Annotated in this window: 15 protein-coding genes; 8 read left to right on the top strand and 7 right to left on the bottom strand. The window is 53.1% G+C overall.

Annotation, left to right across the window (positions count from 1 at the left end; all coding sequences use genetic code 11):
• Positions 1-27: 27 nt before the first annotated feature.
• Positions 28-1437 carry a D-alanyl-D-alanine carboxypeptidase/D-alanyl-D-alanine endopeptidase gene (gene dacB, locus BLP53_RS08605; RefSeq protein WP_091471744.1) on the bottom strand — a complete coding sequence of 470 codons (1410 nt, stop codon included), beginning with the start codon at positions 1435-1437 and terminating at the stop codon, positions 28-30.
• Positions 1437-2753, bottom strand: a complete 1317-nt coding sequence (gene bioA / locus BLP53_RS08600; RefSeq protein ID WP_091471743.1) for an adenosylmethionine--8-amino-7-oxononanoate transaminase — start codon at positions 2751-2753, stop codon at positions 1437-1439. The genes dacB and bioA overlap by 1 nt, the downstream gene beginning before the upstream one ends.
• A gap of 86 nt (positions 2754-2839) precedes the next feature.
• Between bioA and BLP53_RS08595 the strand changes: the two genes are divergently transcribed.
• From BLP53_RS08595 to BLP53_RS08575, 5 genes are all read left to right on the top strand, one after another.
• Positions 2840-4774, top strand: coding sequence for a peptidase U32 family protein (locus BLP53_RS08595; protein ID WP_091471742.1), 1935 nt, complete (start codon positions 2840-2842; stop codon positions 4772-4774).
• A gap of 71 nt (positions 4775-4845) precedes the next feature.
• The gene (locus BLP53_RS08590; RefSeq protein ID WP_091471741.1) at positions 4846-5484 is read left to right on the top strand and encodes a YchE family NAAT transporter; all 639 of its coding nucleotides are present in this window, start codon (positions 4846-4848) and stop codon (positions 5482-5484) included.
• Between the two features lie 100 nt (positions 5485-5584).
• Positions 5585-6070: an NUDIX hydrolase gene (locus BLP53_RS08585; RefSeq protein WP_091471740.1), complete on the top strand. Its 486-nt coding sequence runs from the start codon at positions 5585-5587 to the stop codon at positions 6068-6070.
• On the top strand, positions 6067-7161 hold the full coding sequence (gene mnmA / locus BLP53_RS08580) for a tRNA 2-thiouridine(34) synthase MnmA (RefSeq protein WP_091471739.1): 1095 nt from the start codon (positions 6067-6069) through the stop codon (positions 7159-7161). Before BLP53_RS08585 ends, mnmA begins: the two co-directional genes overlap by 4 nt.
• Positions 7162-7237: 76 nt before the next feature.
• On the top strand, positions 7238-7570 hold the full coding sequence (locus BLP53_RS08575; protein WP_091471738.1) for a hypothetical protein: 333 nt from the start codon (positions 7238-7240) through the stop codon (positions 7568-7570).
• A 3-nt stretch (positions 7571-7573) separates the two neighbouring features.
• On the opposite strand, the gene BLP53_RS08570 is transcribed toward BLP53_RS08575, so the two are convergent.
• Complete coding sequence (locus BLP53_RS08570; RefSeq protein WP_091471737.1) at positions 7574-8197, bottom strand: glutathione S-transferase N-terminal domain-containing protein; 624 nt, start codon at positions 8195-8197, stop codon at positions 7574-7576.
• Between the two features lie 149 nt (positions 8198-8346).
• Between BLP53_RS08570 and nadC the strand changes: the two genes are divergently transcribed.
• Both nadC and tfpB read left to right on the top strand, forming a co-directional pair.
• Positions 8347-9219: a carboxylating nicotinate-nucleotide diphosphorylase gene (gene nadC / locus BLP53_RS08565; protein ID WP_091471736.1), complete on the top strand. Its 873-nt coding sequence runs from the start codon at positions 8347-8349 to the stop codon at positions 9217-9219.
• A gap of 774 nt (positions 9220-9993) precedes the next feature.
• Positions 9994-11784, top strand: a complete 1791-nt coding sequence (tfpB, locus tag BLP53_RS08555; protein WP_091471925.1) for a type IV pilus assembly ATPase TfpB — start codon at positions 9994-9996, stop codon at positions 11782-11784.
• A 35-nt stretch (positions 11785-11819) separates the two neighbouring features.
• Here the strand turns inward: tfpB and BLP53_RS08550 are convergent, their stop codons facing one another.
• The 4 genes from BLP53_RS08550 to BLP53_RS08535 form a co-directional block, all read right to left on the bottom strand.
• Positions 11820-13043 (bottom strand): ABC transporter permease, encoded by a 1224-nt coding sequence (locus tag BLP53_RS08550; RefSeq protein WP_091471735.1) that lies wholly within the window; start codon positions 13041-13043, stop codon positions 11820-11822.
• 69 nt (positions 13044-13112) lie between these two features.
• Positions 13113-13832, bottom strand: a complete 720-nt coding sequence (locus tag BLP53_RS08545) for an ABC transporter ATP-binding protein (protein WP_091471734.1) — start codon at positions 13830-13832, stop codon at positions 13113-13115.
• 8 nt (positions 13833-13840) lie between these two features.
• Positions 13841-15178 carry an efflux RND transporter periplasmic adaptor subunit gene (locus BLP53_RS08540; protein WP_091471733.1) on the bottom strand — a complete coding sequence of 446 codons (1338 nt, stop codon included), beginning with the start codon at positions 15176-15178 and terminating at the stop codon, positions 13841-13843.
• Between the two features lie 41 nt (positions 15179-15219).
• Entirely contained in the window at positions 15220-16677 is a 1458-nt protein-coding gene (locus BLP53_RS08535) for a TolC family protein (RefSeq protein ID WP_425412902.1), read from the bottom strand.
• Between the two features lie 424 nt (positions 16678-17101).
• Here BLP53_RS08535 and BLP53_RS08530 point away from each other — a divergent pair, with 424 nt between their 5' ends.
• On the top strand, positions 17102-19321 hold the full coding sequence (locus BLP53_RS08530) for a catecholate siderophore receptor Fiu (RefSeq protein WP_091471732.1): 2220 nt from the start codon (positions 17102-17104) through the stop codon (positions 19319-19321).
• Positions 19322-19323 lie beyond the last annotated feature (2 nt).

The following is a 19323-nucleotide window of genomic DNA, read 5'->3' as shown; positions in this document are numbered from 1 at the left end:
ATTAAAAATGCCTGATTCAACCGCCACTCAGCGGCCTTCGACAATACCTTTAATCAAGCCGTCCTGCACGGCGCGCGCGGCTGAGGCATGCGGATGATTCACCATCATGACCAGCACATAGCGTTTTCCCTGCCGGTCCTGCACATAGCCGGCAATACTGCTGACACCTTCCAGTGAGCCGGTTTTCAAATACGCCATGCCTTGGCTGGGAGGCTCCGGCAACCGCTTTTTCAGCGTGCCATCCAGGCCCAGAATCGGCAACGACGCCATCAACACCGGCATCACCGGGCGCTGATAGGCTGTGACGAGTAACTGTGCCAGATGTTCCGCACTGATACGCTCGTTGCGCGACAATCCGGAGCCATTCTCCAGTACCAGTTCGGGAAAAGATAACCCGCGCATACGTAAGGTATTTTTCAGTGCCAGTGCCGCAGCGTTTTCATCCACTGGTGCCAGCCCTGCTTCCAGCCCGATGGTCAGCATGACCTGGCGCGCCATGACATTATTACTCCATTTGTTAAGGTCGCGGATGACCGCATCCAGCGGCGCTGACCACCAGGTAGTGACCAAATTGGCATTGGGGGGCGTTACGCCAGTGGCAGCCTGGCCGTTAAACTGCCCGCCCAACTGTGCCCACAGTTTTCCAAAAGTAAACAAGGTGTATTGCGTGTCATTGAGTACACTCAACTCTAAATAGCGTTCATCACATTGCTCCGGCAAAGTCCCGCTAAATGTGACAGTAGCGCCTTCTGCCGTGGGCGACACGGCATAACGCAAATCACTGCGCCAGTCTCCGCAGGCGCCTTTACGCACCTGCATCAAGTTCACAATGCTGATTTGTGACAACTCAAATTCCTGCGCAATGTTGACGGCAGGCTTGATGCTCGTTGTGGATACACCGAACCGGAAACTGGTATGACGGCCATTAATCAGCAAGGCATTGGGATTCGCGTTATAGGCACGCCATGGCTCATCATCCAGCACCGGGCGCTGGCTGACTTCAGGTGCATACACCGAGGTATCCAGTATCAGATTGCCCTTGATCTGGCGAATGCCCTGCTGCTGCACCTGTTGCAGCAGTTGCCAGAACTCAGCGACATTGAGTGAAGGATCACCATAGCCTTTAAGGATAATATCGCCATCCAGCACGCCCTGGCTGACCGGCCCGTTGCGATATACCTCGGTTTTCCAGCGATAGGCCGGCGTCAATGCTTCCAGTGCGGCATAAGTGGTGACCACCTTCATCACACTGGCCGGATTCATGGGCTTGCTGGCATTGTGACTGATCAGCGGTACGTTGCCGTCCAGTGGTTGAATCACAATCGCCACACTCTCAGCGGGCAATTGCGCCTTGGTGAGCGCTTCCTGCAGGGAAGCCGGCAAAGCCGCGTGTGCCAGTGATACACACAAAAACAAGCCAGATAGCAGCCAGCGCATTACATACTCTCCGCAACAGCCATGTACGTCGCTTTCGTTAAATGCGCAATATCGGCTTCATTTAAACAGTACGGCGGCATCCAGTACACGGCATTAGCAATTGGCCGCAACAATAAACCATGCTTCAAGGCGGCTGCATAACAATCACGTGCGAATTGCGGATTAACCGTTTCCACCTCAAAAGCGGTAATCATGCCGCGCTGGCGCAGATACTTTAGCGGCAGGTCGTATGCCTGCACAGTTGACCAAAGCTGCTGCGCAATCTGTTGGTTATGGCCTAATACATCAGACGCTTCAAATAAATTAAGCGTTGCCAGTGCCGCGCTACAGGCCAGCGGATTACCGGTGTAACTGTGGCTATGCAAGAAACCTTTCACGGTCTGGTCATGGTAAAACGCCTGATACACCTCGTCCGTCGTCAGCACGACAGACAATGGCAAATAACCGCCGGTAATACCTTTGGACAGGCAAATAAAATCGGCAATATCACTGACTCTCCCGCCAGCCTGCTCACACGCAAACAGGGTACCGGTACGGCCAAAACCAACCGCGATTTCATCAGCGATTAAATGTACCTGGTAGTGGCTGCAAATCTCGCGCGCACGCTGTAAATACACTGGGTGATACATCGCCATGCCTGCCGCGCCCTGCACCAGCGGTTCGATAATAAATGCAGCCAATTCCGCATGATGTTGTGCGATATAAGTTTCCAATGCCGCCGCACAGCGCAAGGCATAAGCTTCTTCTGATTCACCCGTCTCAGCCAGACGGCTATCCGGGCTAGGCATTTGTGCCGACTGCAAAATCAGCGGTGCGTACATATCTTTAAAAATGGCCACATCCGTCACACTGAGCGCACCCAATGTTTCACCGTGGTAACTGTTCTGCAGGCTGATAAACCTGGTTTTTTGCGGCTGCCCGATATTGCGCCAGTAATGAAAGCTCATCTTGAGTGCGATCTCGGTCGCACTGGCCCCATCGGAACCGTAAAACGCATGACCCAAACCCGTCAAAACAGAAAGCTTTTCCGACAACGCTACGACTGGTTCATGCGTAAATCCGGCCAGCATGACGTGTTCCAGCTGGTCGAGCTGAGCTTTAATCGCGTTTTTAATGTCTGGCTGGTTGTGTCCAAACAAATTAACCCACCAGCTACTGACCGCATCCAGATAGCCTTTACCTTCGCTATCGAACAACCAGGCACCTTCGCCGCGTGTGATAGGCACCAGAGGGTAACGTTCATGATGTTTCATTTGTGTGCAAGGGTGCCACACGCTGTGCAAACTGCGTTGCAATAAATCCTGACTTTCACTCATAGCGCTATTTTAAACCAAGCGCAAACTACACGCTTCGTTTAAAATAGCGTCTTAAATCAAGTTGTTATACGAATATACCTTCTGGCATGCAAAAAAACCGCAAACACCTCGAACTGCTCGCCCCCGCCAAAAATGCCGATTACGGCATTGAGGCCATCAATCACGGCGCCGATGCCGTGTATATCGGCGGCCCGGCCTTTGGTGCGCGTGCCAAGGCACCGAATACCGTGCAGGATATTGCGCGCCTGGTGCAACATGCGCATAGGTTCCATGCTGAAGTGTTTGTGGCGCTGAATACCATTTTTCATGACAACGAGCTTGAAGGCGTGCGCCAGCTCGTGCACCAGCTTTACGACAGCGGCGTCGATGCACTGATTGTGCAGGATATGGGTTTGCTGGAACTGGATCTGCCACCGATTCAACTGCATGCCAGTACGCAAACCGATATCCGGACTGCCCAAAAAGCACAATTCCTGGATCAGGTTGGCTTTAGCCAGATCGTGCTGGCGCGCGAACTGGATATTGCCACGGTGAAGAAAATCGCCGATGCCACCACCGCCAACCTGGAATACTTTATCCACGGTGCGTTGTGCGTCGCTTTCAGCGGCCAGTGCTTTATCAGCCATGCGCATACCGGTCGCAGCGCCAACCGCGGTGAATGTTCGCAGGAATGCCGCCTGCCTTATACGCTGGAAGACCAGAAAGGCCGCATTATCGGCAAAGACAAGCATTACCTGTCCATGAAAGATAATGACCAGAGTGCCAATTTGCGCGCATTGATTGCGGCAGGTGTCAGCAGCTTCAAGATTGAAGGCCGCTACAAAGACCTGCCCTATGTGAAAAACGCCACCGCGCATTACCGGCAGTTGCTGGATGAGATTCTGGAAGAGTTACCGGAATACGCCAAATCCTCCGCCGGACATGCCAGTTACACGTTTACGCCACAGCCGGAAAAAACCTTTAACCGCAGTGCGACAGATTATTTTGCCAATGGCCGCCAGGCCGATATTGGCGCATTTGATACACCGAAGTTTTCGGGGGAGGCGCTGGGGAAAGTACGCAAGGTCGGCAAAGACTTTATCGATGTCGCGACGGATATTGAGCTGCACAACGGAGATGGCGTGTGCTTTTTTGATGTGCACAAAGAGCTGGTCGGCTTGCGTATCAATACCGTGCAGAAACTGGATATGCATACCCAGCGCCTGTTCCCGAACGAAATGCCGGCCGATATCCGCAATAACACGCAGCTGTACCGCAACCGTGACCATGCATTTATGCGCTTGCTGGAGAAAGATTCGGCTTCACGCAAAATCGTGCTGGATGCCGTGTTGTATGAAACACCTGATGGATTTGCACTGACGCTGACCGATGAGCAGGGGTTTAGCGCCACAGCACAAATCGCGGCAGAGAAACAACCAGCCAATGATGTGCAAAAAGCGGAAGCTTCACTCAGGGAAAACCTGGCCAAACTTGGCAATACCGATTTTGTCGCGCGTGAAACCAGCCTGGAACTGACGCAATTCTGGTTTTTACCAGCCTCTGTCGTCAATCAACTGCGTCGTGATGCGATAGAACAATTAACCGAAGTCCGGACACTGGGTTATGAGCGTCCCGCATTACGTGCGGCTGCGGAACCAGCCGCCATTTATCCGCAAGACACCCTGAGCTACCTGGCCAATGTCTATAACCAGAAAGCGCGTGATTTCTACCACAAACACGGCGTAAAACTGATTGCCAGCGCCTATGAAGCGAACGAGGAACTGGACGAAGTGCCCGTGATGATCACCAAGCACTGCCTGCGTTTCAGCCATGGCTTGTGCCCCAAGGAAGCAAAAGGCGTGATTGGCGTGCAAGGCACGGTGACTGCCGAACCAATGACACTGATCAGCGGCAACGACAGATACACGCTCAAATTCGACTGCAAACCGTGTGAAATGCATGTGATGGGCAAGGTACGCAAACATATCCTGCAGATGCCGCCTCCGCAACCCATCGCTTTCTTTGATAAACGCCCCGCCTAGTTCAGCCTGACCTGGAATTGCCAGGGCCGCTCTTTTCAGGCAAGCTGGAGCCTGTCGTACTGGACGCAAACATGACTGAATACACCTACCTGCTCAAAGTCGCCATCGCCCTGCTTGCGATTGTCAACCCGGTTGGCTGCCTGCCTATCTTCATGAGTGCAACCAGTGGCTGGAAAAAAGCAGAGCGCGCGCGTACCGCACGCACGGTCGCAATTACCGTGCTGATTGTATTAAGCGTGTCAGCCTTTATCGGTGAGAGTATCCTCAACTTCTTCGGCATCACCATTCCCTCCTTCCAGGTGGGTGGCGGCATTTTGCTGTTACTGATTTCCATCTCCATGATGCACGGTAAACAGGGCGGTACCCGCCAGACGGCTGAAGAAGCACATGACATGGCTGAACGCGAAGTCATTGCCATTGTGCCGCTCAGTATTCCGCTGCTGGCCGGCCCTGGTGCGATTTCCAGCATGATTCTTACTGCGCAGCAACATCCCGGGTTCTGGGGGCATATCAGCCTGGTAATTCCGGTGGCATTGATTTCACTGTTTATCTGGGCCTTGCTGCAGTTAGCCGATGGCATTACCCACTACCTAGGCACCATAGGCATCAACGTCGTCACGCGCCTGATGGGGCTGGTGCTGGCGGCGATGTCAGTAGAGTTTATTGCACATGGATTGACAGGGTTATTTCCGCAACTGGCAGCAGCCTGAAGCCACTTCCGCCGGGCGCCGCATATCCCTTTTAAAAAACGATCTTTTCCCCAATCAATCACTTAGCGGTAAAATAGCGTTTTTACTGAAACCCGTTATTTTGAATACATCTGCCTCTTCTACCGCCTCCCGACACTGGAAACCAAACGTCACCGTCGCTGCCATCATTGAGCAGGATGGCAAATTCCTGCTGGTGGAAGAAACCACCGATAGGGGCAACCGTTTCAACCAGCCAGCCGGACACCTGGAAGAAGGCGAGACGATTATCGACGCAGCCATCCGCGAAACGCTGGAAGAAACCGCTTATGATTTCACCCCGCAAGCCCTGGTCGGCATTTACCACTGGCAACATCCGCTGAATGGCGTGACTTACCTGCGTTTTGCCTTTAGCGGCATACTGGGGGCACATCATGCCGAACGCGCGCTGGATACGGGCATTATCCGCACGGTATGGAAAACCGAAACAGAGATCGCCACTGAAGGTGAGCTGATGCGCAGCCCGCAGGTCTTGTTGTGCGTGCAGGATTACCTGGCGGGAAAACGTTATCCTTTAGATATTTTGAAGCATTTGGGCCAAGCATTATGAGTAAGCCACATGTCATCGTCGGGTTGTCCGGCGGTGTTGATTCCTCCGTCACCGCCTTGCTGTTGAAGCAGCAAGGCTATCACGTCACCGGTCTGTTTATGAAAAACTGGGAAGATGATGATACTGATGAGTATTGCTCTTCCAAGCAGGATTTGATTGATGCGGTTTCTGTCGCAGATAAAATCGGTATTGATATCGAAGCCGTGAATTTCAGCGAAGAATACAAAGAGCGCGTATTCACCAACTTCTTGCAGGAGTACCAGGCCGGACGCACACCCAACCCGGATATCCTGTGTAATGCCGAAATCAAATTCAAGGCGTTCCTGGATCATGCCATGAGCCTGGGTGCAGACCTGATTGCAACCGGCCATTACGCACAAGTGCGTGAAAACCCGATTCAACCAGGTAATTACCAGTTGCTGAAAGCCGATGATGGCAGCAAGGACCAGAGTTACTTTTTGTCCCGCCTGAACCAGGCGCAACTGTCAAAAACGCTGTTTCCGCTGGGCACATACCTCAAACGCGAAGTGCGTGAGATTGCACGCGAGCATGGCCTGATCAATGCCGAGAAAAAGGACTCCACCGGCATCTGCTTTATCGGCGAACGGCCGTTCCAGGAATTCCTGCAACGCTACCTGCCACGCCAGCCCGGCATCATGCGCACACCGGAAGGCAAAGTGGTCGGCGAACACGAAGGACTGATGTACTACACCTTAGGTCAGCGCCAGGGCCTGAAAATCGGTGGCAGCCGCGATAGTAATGGCGAGCCCTGGTTTGTCGCCGCCAAACATATGGCGAGCAATGAACTGATTGTGGTGCAGGGCCACGACCATCCGTTGCTGAAAAGTGATGGCCTGAAAGCAGGGCAACTGCACTGGATCAGTGGGGAGCAACCGCGTACCAACTGGGTCTATGCCGCAAAAACGCGCTACCGCCAGCCGGATGCGCCATGTGAAGTCGATGCGATTGATGACGAAGAAGTCACCATCCGTTTTGGCCAGCATCAGTGGGCCATTACGCCCGGCCAAAGTGTGGTGGTGTATGAAAGCAACGTCTGTTTGGGTGGCGGCATTATCAACGGGGCAATTTAGCCCCTGAGGCATGGTTATTGCTTGCGCTTGCCTGATAAAGACAATACTCACGCAAAGTGACAAGGAATGACACCTGATGGCCTACATCTTAAAAAATAAACAAGGGACAATTATTGCAGCCAGCCCGGATACACCAGTCTCCGACGAGTGGGAGCTGATAGAAAATACGGATACGGACTATCTGAATTTTCTGGATGAGGAGTTGAAAAAACACCACACTTTTCGCGAGAGTGATATCCAGCTGGCACGGGTGCTGGAGGATTTAATCGGCATCCTGATTGACCGCAGCCTGATCAGCTTTACCGACTTCCCCAGCGCGGCACAGAAACGCCTGAACGAACGCCAAACGCTACGCCACAAAAACAATCTGCACAGCCTGCTGGGAGACGATGACGTCACACCGCTTTAAGAATCAGGGTTGCGGCATGGTTTGCTTGAAACTGGGCCGCTTGACCAGCACGCCATAGTGCTTGGCCAGGTTGGGAAATTTCTCCTGCCAGTATTTGCCATCCCATTGCGCACTTTTGAAGCGCAGGTCGATATAACCCAGGGTCGTGCCCAGTGCGATATCCGCCAGGCTGAAAGTTTCATTCACACACCACTTTTTCTTGAGCAGGTCATTGTCCAGCACCGTCAAACCAGCCGTTACCTTGGCCATCTGCTTTTCAATCCATGCAGCAGATTGCTGCGCTTCCGGTTTACGCTGTTCCTGCATCACGGCTACCGCCGCATCACACACGCCATCCGCCAGCGCTTCCCAGCGACGCACTTTAATTTTGGCAGAATGATCCTGTGGGATTAAATGCGCCACCGGCGTACGGTGGTCAAGATATTCCACAATCACGCGTGAATCGTACAAATCCTCACCATCATCCAGCACCAGCACAGGCACTTTGCCCAGCGGATTGTGCTGATTCACGGGACAATCCGCCGCCGACAGCACCACTTCAGTCAACGTGAGATCAATGTGTTTTTCAATAGCGACAATGCGGACTTTGCGCGCATAAGGACTGTTGACCGTATAAAGAAGCTGCATAGTGTGATGTTAGCCAGAATGAAGGGGTTACTTGTTCCGAAAAAATGCCCCGCAACGAAAAGCTGATGTCCGGGGGCACTATTTATTATAATAGCTTTTGGCATGGGCTTAGTGGCACATGCAGAATTTTTAATCATGCAGACAACCGGATGACTCAATCAACACTCTACCAGGGCCTGCCCGCCTATTTAACCGCCAGCCAGATTGCCGAACAGGTCAAAGCCACTTTGGCTGAAGATATTGGCAAAGGCGACCTCACCGCTGCCCTGATTCCCGCTGGCACGCGTGCCTCCGCCACCATTATCAGCCGTGAAGAAGCCATTGTGTGCGGCTACGCCTGGGTACAGCAATGCTTCGAGCAACTGGACCCAGGCGTTGTATTGCACTGGCAGGTCAAAGACGGCGACCGCCTCCAGCCGAACCAAACGCTGGTCACCATTGATGGCGATGCGCGCGCCATGCTCAGCGCAGAACGTCCTGCACTCAACTTTATCCAGACTCTATCGGCAGTTGCCACGCATACGCGCCGCTATGTCGATGCCATCACCGGTTTGCCCGCAAAAATACTGGATACCCGCAAAACCATGCCGGGGCTGAAACTGGCACAGAAATATGCCGTCCTGGCAGGCGGCGGTGCCAACCAGCGGCTGGCGCTTTATGATGGCATCCTGATCAAGGAAAACCATATTGCTGCCGCCGGTTCGATTGCTGCCGTTCTCAAGGCCGCATTTGCCATGCAGCAAACCGATAATATCCAGATTGAAGTCGAAACCCTGGATGAGTTACAGCAGGCGCTGGAGGCAGGGGCAAAAAGCATCTTGCTGGATAACTTTACCCTGGATGAACTGCGCAATGCCGTTGCCATCAATCAGAAACGTGCCTTGCTTGAAGCATCCGGCAATGTGACCCTGACCACGGTCCGGGCAATTGCAGAGACGGGCGTGGATCGTATTTCAGTGGGGGCGTTGACCAAGCATATACAAGCGACAGATTTTAGTATGCGGATTCAGATGATTTTGTAATCATCAAACTAAATTGTTATTGCTAAATACATTAGCGGGTGAATGTAAATGCGTATTTTTAAGGGACGCTTTGTTTCGCCTCTCGGCGAGTGACTTTCTGGTGCTTGTCCCCCAGAAAGTCACCAAAGAAGAGGACACCCACCATCACGGCCTGCAGCTGCCTTGCGTTGCTCAACAAAGTAAGCGGTCACGAAACTCGCCCTAGCAGCTTGCACACTTCGCAAGCTGCTGCGGAACTCAGACAGTCGCTCCCTTCTTCCTTACTTTGTTTCCGCTACTCAGCGTGATGGGATGGGATTTGTCTCATCTAACCAGCAGCGCAGAAATTTAATCAGTTCAAAAAGCAAAATGGTTTATTAAAAGCACTAACCGTGGCGCTCATTGGTGTTTGGGGTCCCCATCTGCCGCGCCGAGCAACGCAGGGTTGACGGGAGTTTTCGGCCATCGCTTGTTTGAGCTCCGCAGCAGCTTGCGGTGTGTGCAAGCTGCCAGGGCGAGTTCCGATGGACGCCCGGCAAGCCGAGTAGCACAGGAAACAAGCGGAAGTTGGGGTGTCTTGTTCTTTGCCTTCTTTCTTATGGACAAGCATAAGAAAGAATGGTCGCCTAAAGGCGAAACAAATCTCCACATAAAATCACTAAAATCTCATATCCTCCCCCACTTCACAGTTCACCCTTACCAAAAACCAAAAGTTCACTGGTTAAGTGACCATTTCTGCCACTTCCCAATGGCATGAGTTTTGCATCATCCCCAAACTCCCTGCCCATATATGCCATGAACACCCCTAGCCAATTCCCACTGCCAAAAACCATACACACGCTACGCTTGTCAGACCTGCTGCGCCTGCTGCTCACCCATGGCCGTGTAGACAAATCCCTGGCAGAAAAACTGCATCAGGACCGCAAGCGCGACACTTCCAGAATTCACCCGATTGTGATCGTGGCAGAACAAAAATGGCCAGACCTGCAAGCGCCAACGCAACTGCTGACGGTGGAGTCATTAAGCCGGTTCGTTGCCGAACAGGCGGATGTGCCTTATTACCAGATTGACCCGCTGAAACTGGATTTCAGCACGGCGGCGCAAATCATGTCGCAGGCATATGCCGAACGTTTGCGCATTATGCCAATTACCGTGAAAGACGGCGTGGCGACCATTGCAACAGCCGATCCGTTTCACCAGGAATGGTTGCCAGACCTGGAGCGCATGCTGAAATTGCGCATTCAGGTGGTAATGGTGAATCCGCTGGATTTACAGCGCTACCTGCCGGAGGTTTACCAGCTTTCTGCTGCCATCCAGTCTGCCAATGCCGCCAAGGCCGGGCAGATTGTCGGCGTACAGAATTTTGAACAGCTGATTGAGCTGGGCAAAGACCGCCAGCTAGACGCCAATGAGCAGCATGTGGTCAATATTGTCGACTGGTTGTTTAAATATGCGTTTGAACAACGCGCCAGCGATATCCACCTGGAGCCACGCCGCAGCCTGGGCTTGATGCGTTTCCGCATCGACGGCGTATTGCACCAGGTCTACCAGCTACCCGGCAATATCATGAACGCCATCACCAGCCGTATCAAGTTGCTGGGACGTATGGATATGGTAGAAAAACGCCGTCCGCAGGATGGCCGTATCAAAACCGTCAGCAGTGATGGCAAGGAAATCGAATTACGCCTTTCCACCATGCCGACCGCCTTTGGCGAGAAACTGGTGATGCGGATTTTCAAACCGGATATCCTGGTGCAGGATTTCCAGTTGCTGGGGTTTTCCAAACGCCAGAGTGAACAATGGTCGCAATGGACGCACCAGCCGAATGGCATCATCCTGGTCACCGGTCCGACCGGCTCCGGTAAAACCACGACCTTGTACACCACGCTCAAGCAGTTAGCGACCAGCGAAGTCAACGTCTGCACCGTGGAAGACCCGATTGAAATGATAGAACCTGCTTTCAACCAGATGCAGGTGACGCAAAACATAGGTTTGGGCTTTGCCGAGGGTATACGCACGCTAATGCGCCAGGACCCTGACATCATCATGGTGGGTGAGATCCGCGACCAGCAGACGGCCGATATGGCGATCCAGGCAGCCTTGACCGGCCACCTGGTACTGTCTACCCTGCATACCAATGATGCGCCTTCCGCTATCACCCGTTTGCTGGACCTGGGTGTGCCGGCCTACCTGATTCACTCCAGCCTGCTGGGGATTATGGCGCAACGCCTGGTGCGTACCCTGTGCCCGCATTGCAAAACCGAAGCAGAAATTTCAGACGCTGAGTGGGCCAGCGTCACGCGCCCGTTCAAGGCCACCAAGCCAGCTAAAGTCATGCAAGCCGTTGGCTGCCAGGAATGCCGTCACACCGGCTATCGTGGCCGTACCGGCATTTATGAAATGCTGACGCTGACATCGGCAATCCGCAAGTTGATTACGCCGGAGACGGATTTGCTGCAACTGCGCCAGGCCGCCACCCAGGCGGGTATGCAGCCATTGATGCTGAATGGTGCAGAAAAAGTGGCTGCCGGGCTGACCACGGTGGAGGAAGTGTTAAAAGTCGCCCCTCCACTGGAAATGGACTAATAACTCGACTTCCCGGCAAGGGGTTCAATTATCAGTTACTGGTAGCGTAACGCTTCAATCGGGTTAAGTTTGGCCGCTTTCCTGGCCGGGTAAAAGCCGAAGAAAATACCTATCGTGGCCGCAACGCTAAAAGCAATCAGCATCGAATCAGTGGAGACAATGATTTCCGCCTGCGTCAGGAAATTCACCAGGATCGCACCACCCACGCCAATCACAATACCGATCAAACAACCGACGATGGAAATCATCACCGCTTCCAGTAGAAACTGCAGCAGGATATCGCGCTCGCGGGCACCAATTGCCATACGGATACCGATTTCGCGTGTACGTTCGGTCACCGAAACCAGCATGATATTCATGATGCCGATGCCACCAACCAGCAATGATACCGATGCAATCGCCCCCAGCAGCAACGACATGGTGCGGGCGGTTTCCGCCGCCGAATTGGCAATCGCAGTCAGGTTACGTACCGAGAAATCACTGTCAGTGCCTTCGCGGATATTGTGCCGCTGGTTCAGCAAGCCATTCATGGCCTCTTCCACCATACCCATCACTTTATCCGAACTGGCCTGCACAATGATCTGCCGCACACTGCCGGGCAACTGGTTGCCAAACAGTTTCCGCTGCGCGGTCGTCAACGGTACGATAATGGTGTCATCCTGGTCGCGGCCATCCAGCGTCTGGCCTTTGGTTGCCAGCACGCCCAGCACAACGAAAGGCCGCTGGTTGATACGGATGGTCTGGCCGACCGGGTCCACATCATCGCCAAAGACATTCTGCACCACCGTTTTGCCGACCAGGGCGACGCGGGTGGCAGAGCGCACGTCAGAATCGGAAAATGCGTATCCTGCCGTCACACTCCACGAACGCACATCAAAGTAGCTAGGCGTGGTACCGATAATATCCGTGTTCCAGTTATTGCTGGCATACACAATCTGCGCCTTGCCCATGGTGACAGGCGCTACGCCCGCCACATCATTCAGCTCGGCAATCGCGTCGGCATCTTTCACATTGAGCGAAGGCGCATTGCCGGTCGCCGAGCGTACACCGGCCACTCGCGGCGGGCCGGACAGCACCACAAACAGATTACTGCCCATGGCACTGATGGAACGTTTCACCGAGGCTTCGGCCCCCTGGCCAATCGCCATCATCAGCACCACAGCCCCTACCCCGATCACCATGCCCAGCATGGTCAAAAAGGTGCGCAGGCGATTGGCGCCCATGGCATGCCAGGCTTCCCCTAACATGGCGCTAAACATGGCGAACTCCTGCTATGTCCAACGGTAATTCACCGCGATGGCAATTTTGCCCATCCTTCATGAAATCTGTCATTGCGCCACCCCATCCACTGGCACTGCAGCGCTCAGCGTATCCTGCACAATCTCACCATCCAGGAACCGTACCTGCCGCTTGGCATGGTCGGCGATGTCATGTTCATGCGTGACCAGCACAATGGTGATCCCTTCCTTATTCAACTGGCCAAACAGCGCCATGATTTCTTCACTGGTCACACTGTCCAGGTTACCGGTCGGTTCATCTGCCAGGATCAGGCGCGGGTTATTCACCAGCGCACGCGCAATGGCGACGCGTTGCTGCTGGCCACCGGAAATCTGGTTGGGATGGGAATGCAAATGCCTGCCCAGCCCCACTTTTTCCAGCAGCACTTTGGCGCGCGCATGCCGTTCGGCTTTTTCAATGCGCGAATACACCAGCGGCAAGGCCACGTTATCCAGCAGGCTGGAACGTGCCAGCAGGTTAAAGCCCTGGAACACAAAGCCTATGGTCTGGTTGCGCACGCCGGCAACCGCATTCGCTTCCATACCAGCAACCGCATGCCCATCCAGCACATAGGTGCCGGAAGTAGGCATATCCAGGCAACCCAGGATATTCATAAAGGTGGATTTCCCTGACCCTGACGGCCCCATGATGGCGACATATTCCCCCTGGTTGATACGCAGGTTGACATCTTTCAGCACCGGAAACGGCCCTGCGGCCGTCTGGTAGGCTTTGTAGAGGTGGCTGACCTCAATCACACTTTTCTGTGTCATGGCATGCCCTAGAACATTCTCGGACCACGGCGGTTATTATTGCCACCCGCATCGACCGGGCTGCCCGGCAGCAACTCGCTGACGATCACTTTATCTCCTTCAGCCAGGTCGCGGCTGTGAATGGCAGTTGAGCGGCCATCCGTAATCCCCACGCGCACACTGACAAGCACGGGTTTACCATCCCTGAGCACATACACTTTGCCCATATTGCCGCCGCCGGCACGTGGCCCGCGTCGCTGGCCTTTGCCAGCTTCTGCGCCGGTATGCTCTCCGCCATTTCCGCTGGCATGGTCACCACGACGGGCACCATTCCAGTTACCGCGCCCTTCGCTACGAGGGCCGTGTTTTTCATCGGCCGCACCTGCTTTCGCTTTGCTATCACCTGCATTATCTTTTGACTGTTCTTCCTTGCCAGTATCCACCGCCTGTTTCGGCTTGTAGCGCAAGGCGGCATTCGGCACCAGCAAGGCATGTTTCGCCTGCTCCACCGCAATATTCACATAGGCCGTCATACCAGGCAGCAATGTCAGGTCCTCGTTATTAACGGATACCACCACGTTGTAAGTCACCACATTCGAGGTATTGGTTGAGTTCAGGCGCACCTGTTTCACCACACCTTCAAAATTACGGCTGGGGAAGGCATCCACATTAAAGCTGACCTGCTGGCCCTCCTTGATTTTGCCGATATCCGCCTCGGCAAAACTGGTATCAATCTGCATTTTGGATAAATCCTGCGCAATCTGGATCAAGGTCGGGGTCTGGAAACTGGCGGCCACGGTTTGCCCCACATCCACCACGCGGTTGACCACCACGCCGGATACAGGTGAACGGATAATGGTGAAGTTCAGGTTGGTCTGGTCACGCGCCAGCAAGCCGCGCGCACTTTCCAGTTGTGCCTTGGCCGACTTCAGCACCTGCACGGCGGTATCCAGCTCCTGCTTTGAAACATAATCCTGTTCATACAGTTCACGCATGCGTTTTTCATTGGCCACCGCCAGCTCAAGACTGGCCTGGTTATTGCGTACGCTGCTTTGCGACTGGGTGATCTGGGCATTGAACAGGGCACTATCCAGTTCCAGCAGCACCTGGTCCTTCTTCACCTGGTCATTAAAATCCACATACAATTTGCGCACAATGCCGGACACCTGCGTACCCACGCTGATCAGGCTGACCGGGTTCAGCGTGCCATTGGCTGACACCGACTGCTCAATATCGCCACGCGTCACCACATCCAGCCGATACATATCCTCCGGTTTGAGCTGATGCGTTTTCTGGTAATAGTAATAAGCGCCTGCAGCTGCGGCCGCCACTACAATGAACACAATAATTTTTCTGAGTAGTTTCATAATGAAAGTCGGGCGTTCTGTTGAGTTGCTGAATGTTCGGTTTAATTGTTGGATGAGGCGGTAGCGTTAGGCAAGGACTGGATCATGGCATTATCCAAAGCCCCCATGGCCTGCGCCAGCGTCGCGCGCGCAATGTTGGAGCCCAGTGCGGCCTGGATATGTTGCTGGCGTGCGGTAGCCAGTGCGCTTTGTGCATTCAGCGTATCAATAATATTGCCCACGCCCGCTTTATAACGCCCCAATGCCACGCGATAAGACTGCTCTGCGCTGTCCAGCAACACTTTGGTCGCGGTAATCGACTGCAAGGCCGTGCGTAAACTCTGGTAAGCATTCCAGACATCCAGTGAAATCTGCAAGCGTAACTGGTCACGCTGCGCTGCGCGTAAATCTGCTGTGGCTTCTGCCGCCCGGATGCGGTAAGTCGGCGCATAACCGGCAAATAGCGGAATGGATACCGTGAACCCCACGGTAGAACTATTGCTGGAACTGAGTTGTGAGCCATCCTGTACGCTATTCGACATGGAGACAGAAATAGTCGGTTTCGTCGCCGCCTTGCTGGCATCAATGCTGGCCTGTGCGGCTTTCACCTGTGCTTCGCTCGCTACCAGGTCCGGCCTGCGCATCCCGGCCTGCTCAATCAGCAGGCTGACATCTTCCAGGATGGATGGCGGCGCCTCATGCGCAGTGTTGACCACTTCGACTTTTTGCTGTGCGGGCAGGCCCATCACGTTCCCCAGGTTGCCATAGGCGATCTGCAAATTGCCCTCGCTGGTAATGCGTGCCAGCGTAAATTGCGCAAAGGCAGTTTGTGCCTGCAACATGTCTGCCGGCGTCGCCACACCGGCGCGGTAACGCGCACTCGCCGCCTTGAAACTCTCTTCCCCCGCGCGCTCGGTTTCACGCGCCGCATTCAGGGCCGCGATATTGGCCTGCACCTGGTAATAAGCCACCGTCGCATTCAGCAACACATTCTGTATCACGCTACTCTGGCTGGCGCTGGCGGATAGCAGTAACTGGCGCGCATTTTCCAGGTTGGCCCGGCGGTTACCAAAGTCATACAACAGATAGCTGGCCACCAGGCTGTTGCCCAAATTCAGGGAAGGATTCCCGCGCGTGGCGGATTCCGGATGCAATACATTAAAACTGGTAGAGACATTATCCGTCACCGTCGGCAGGTAGGCAGATTTGGCAACGCCCAGTTGTGCAGCCTGCACGCGTACACTCGCCCAGACTTCACTGGTTTGCGGGTTATGGCACAAACTGGCATCTGCCACCTCTGCCAGTGTCAACGGTTTACCCAGGTCAAGTTGTGCACACGGCGACCCCAGACCACGGTAACCATCAGGAATCCGCGGCATCGTCTCCAGCCCGGTATCCAATGGATCACCATCCTTATACCAAAGCGATTCCGCAGCTTGTGCGCCCAGAGATAACTCAAGGCACAAGCCAAGACACAGCCATTGGCACAGCATGGCAATTAAACGCAAACGCTTGTTCATTTAAACTTATTCACCCTGTTAAACGCTAAAACAGCCAGCGCAATCACGCCAGCTGCAAATTCATATCATACTAATTATCATACCGAAGGCTTGTAATTATAAATGAGAACTGTTATCATTCGCATGCCTTGATACATATTTATACATTTCGATACGTTTTGAAAAACTGCACTTTCCCGCAATGTGCTAGCTAACAAAACAAACCGTAGCAAATTAATCACAGCCCCCGAAAAGGCTGAAAGCAGTCAAACCAATTAACAATTTGCAAGCAATAGGGGCTGATGCAGCCTCCCACGCGGAATGATGCACCAGGCAACACGATAAATATATAAATATTCATCTAAACATTATTAACAATCCATCAAGCAAGCCAACGGACACTCCTTGTAGCCAGCGAGATATCACTTTAATAGAGGAAAGAACCGTGAGTTATATTCGCAGTCGCAAGCACAACCCCGTGCGCATTGCAGCCCTGGTAGCTGCCACTTTTTCCATGACAGCCATGGCCGCCGATGAGGTATCCCAGCTTCCTGAAGTTGCCGTCAAATCCAAAAAAGAAGTTGAAAGCTTCAAAACGGACGAATCTGCCAACACCAAATTCACCAAACCGTTGCTGGATACCACGCAAACCGTACAAGTGATTAAAAAAGAACTGCTGCGCGATCAAGGCGTATTTACACTGACCGATGCCTTGCGCAACACACCCGGTATTACCATGCAGTTGGGTGAAAACGGCAACACCTCCGCCGGCGACACTTTCTCCATGCGTGGTTTCAATGCCTCCAACCAGTTGTTCGTGGATGGTATTCGCGATCTCGGCGCCGTGACAAGAGACGTGTTTAACACTGAACAGGTAGAAGTGGTCAAGGGCCCTGCCGGTAGCGACATCGGTCGTGGTGCAGCGTCCGGTTATATCAACCTGATTACCAAATTACCAACCTTGACCAACAGCAACTATGCGACTGCCGGTTATGGTACAGGCAACAAGAAACGTGCCACCCTTGATATGAACCAGGCACTCAGCGATACTATCGCCGTGCGCTTGAACGGTTTAATCACCGAAAGCGACGTCCAGAAACGCGATAACGTGGATAACCAGAACTTCTCGATTGCACCTTCGATTGCCTTTGGTTTGGGTACTGACGCACGTGGTTATTTCTACAGTCAGCATATCCGTCAGGACAATACACCGGATGGCGGTATTCCTTCGATTGGCATGAGTGGCTTTTATAACTCCAACGCGAACTTGAATGCAGGCCGCAAAGTAGACCGCAGTAACTTTTACGGTAGCAAAAATGACTACGAGCGCGTCGATGCGGATATGTTTACTGCCAAACTGGAATATGACTTGTCTGACAAAACCACTGTTCGCAATATTACGCGCTATGGCCGCTCCTCCATTGACCGGGTTTTAACAGGGATCAATGGGCTCAATCCGGCAGGGTCAGGCGCGGTTGCTACAGACCCAAGTACATGGACTGTGGCAAGAACTCGCCAGCGCATTGACCGTGATGACCAGATTCTGATTAACCAGACCAGCCTGAATAGTATTTTTGATATTGGTGGTTTTAAGAACTCATTTACAGGCGGTATTGAGCTGATCCACGAAGAACAAAAGAACAGAACATTTGCGGCCGCAACGCCTATCACAGCAGCTAATTTGTACAATCCTGATGACAATGATTACCTGCCCAAACCTACGGCAACAGGGGCTAAAACCGATGGCCGTACTGCAACGATAGCAGCATATGCATTTGATACAATAGATTTAACCGATAAATGGCAAGTGAATGGTGGTGTGCGCTTTGAGCGTTATGATACAAGAGCGAATGCATTGGCAGCCACCGGTGTCAGAACTTCCCTCAGTGATTCAGACAACCTGAGCAGCTACAAAGCTGGCATATTGTATAAGCCAGCGACTAACGGCAGTGTGTATCTGGCCTATGGCAGTTCATATACCCCGCCAGCCAGTGCAAACTTTGCTTTATCTGCTGATCCGGATAACCAGAACAGTGGCGCACTGGATCCACAAAAAACGGATAATGTGGAACTTGGCACCAAGTGGAACCTGTTGAACGACCAGCTGAATGTCACTGCAGCATTATTCAGGACTGAAAACGATAAACAGACTTCATTTGACCCTGTGACCGCCCAAGCCACGCAAATGGGTAAAACCCGCGTCACCGGTTATGAGTTGATGGCAGTGGGTAACCTGACCGAGTATTGGCAAGTGTCTGCTGGGTTGACCAAAATGAATGCGAAAGCGCTTGACCAGAACAGTCAAAACAATGCAGGTGTAGTATCAACTTCAACAGGTGTACGCTGGATTCCTGAATACAGTGCAACCCTGTGGACACAATATTCGTATAACAACTTCACCATTGGTGGTGGCGCACGTTATATGGGTGAGCAGAAACGCCTGGTGACCACGGTTGACCCGTCTATCAACAATATGCCGGAAATCCAGTCTTACACTGTATTCGACGCCATGCTGGCCTATGCCGTGAACAAGAGCGTGAACCTGCGCCTCAATGTATACAATATCTTCAATAAAGAATATATCAATACAATGAACAACAGCGGTGCCCGTGTACAAATGGGCCTGCCACGTGCTGCGATGGCAACTGCAGAAATTAAGTTCTAAAT

Origin of the sequence: Methylophilus rhizosphaerae (assembly GCF_900100975.1) — a bacterium.
Lineage (GTDB): Bacteria > Pseudomonadota > Gammaproteobacteria > Burkholderiales > Methylophilaceae > Methylophilus > Methylophilus rhizosphaerae.
This window is presented reverse-complemented; position numbering and strand designations above follow the sequence as displayed.

Excerpts from the sequence above, each read along its gene's own strand:
- dacB (WP_091471744.1), bottom strand. The coding sequence starts at position 1,437 with ATGCGCTGGCTGCTATCTGGCTTGTTTTTGTGTGTATCACTGGCACAC.
- bioA (WP_091471743.1), bottom strand. The coding sequence starts at position 2,753 with ATGAGTGAAAGTCAGGATTTATTGCAACGCAGTTTGCACAGCGTGTGG.
- BLP53_RS08595 (WP_091471742.1), top strand. The coding sequence starts at position 2,840 with ATGCAAAAAAACCGCAAACACCTCGAACTGCTCGCCCCCGCCAAAAAT.
- BLP53_RS08590 (WP_091471741.1), top strand. The coding sequence starts at position 4,846 with ATGACTGAATACACCTACCTGCTCAAAGTCGCCATCGCCCTGCTTGCG.
- mnmA (WP_091471739.1), top strand. The coding sequence starts at position 6,067 with ATGAGTAAGCCACATGTCATCGTCGGGTTGTCCGGCGGTGTTGATTCC.
- BLP53_RS08575 (WP_091471738.1), top strand. The coding sequence starts at position 7,238 with ATGGCCTACATCTTAAAAAATAAACAAGGGACAATTATTGCAGCCAGC.
- BLP53_RS08570 (WP_091471737.1), bottom strand. The coding sequence starts at position 8,197 with ATGCAGCTTCTTTATACGGTCAACAGTCCTTATGCGCGCAAAGTCCGC.
- nadC (WP_091471736.1), top strand. The coding sequence starts at position 8,347 with ATGACTCAATCAACACTCTACCAGGGCCTGCCCGCCTATTTAACCGCC.
- tfpB (WP_091471925.1), top strand. The coding sequence starts at position 9,994 with ATGAACACCCCTAGCCAATTCCCACTGCCAAAAACCATACACACGCTA.
- BLP53_RS08550 (WP_091471735.1), bottom strand. The coding sequence starts at position 13,043 with ATGTTTAGCGCCATGTTAGGGGAAGCCTGGCATGCCATGGGCGCCAAT.
- BLP53_RS08545 (WP_091471734.1), bottom strand. The coding sequence starts at position 13,832 with ATGACACAGAAAAGTGTGATTGAGGTCAGCCACCTCTACAAAGCCTAC.
- BLP53_RS08540 (WP_091471733.1), bottom strand. The coding sequence starts at position 15,178 with ATGAAACTACTCAGAAAAATTATTGTGTTCATTGTAGTGGCGGCCGCA.
- BLP53_RS08535 (WP_425412902.1), bottom strand. The coding sequence starts at position 16,677 with ATGAACAAGCGTTTGCGTTTAATTGCCATGCTGTGCCAATGGCTGTGT.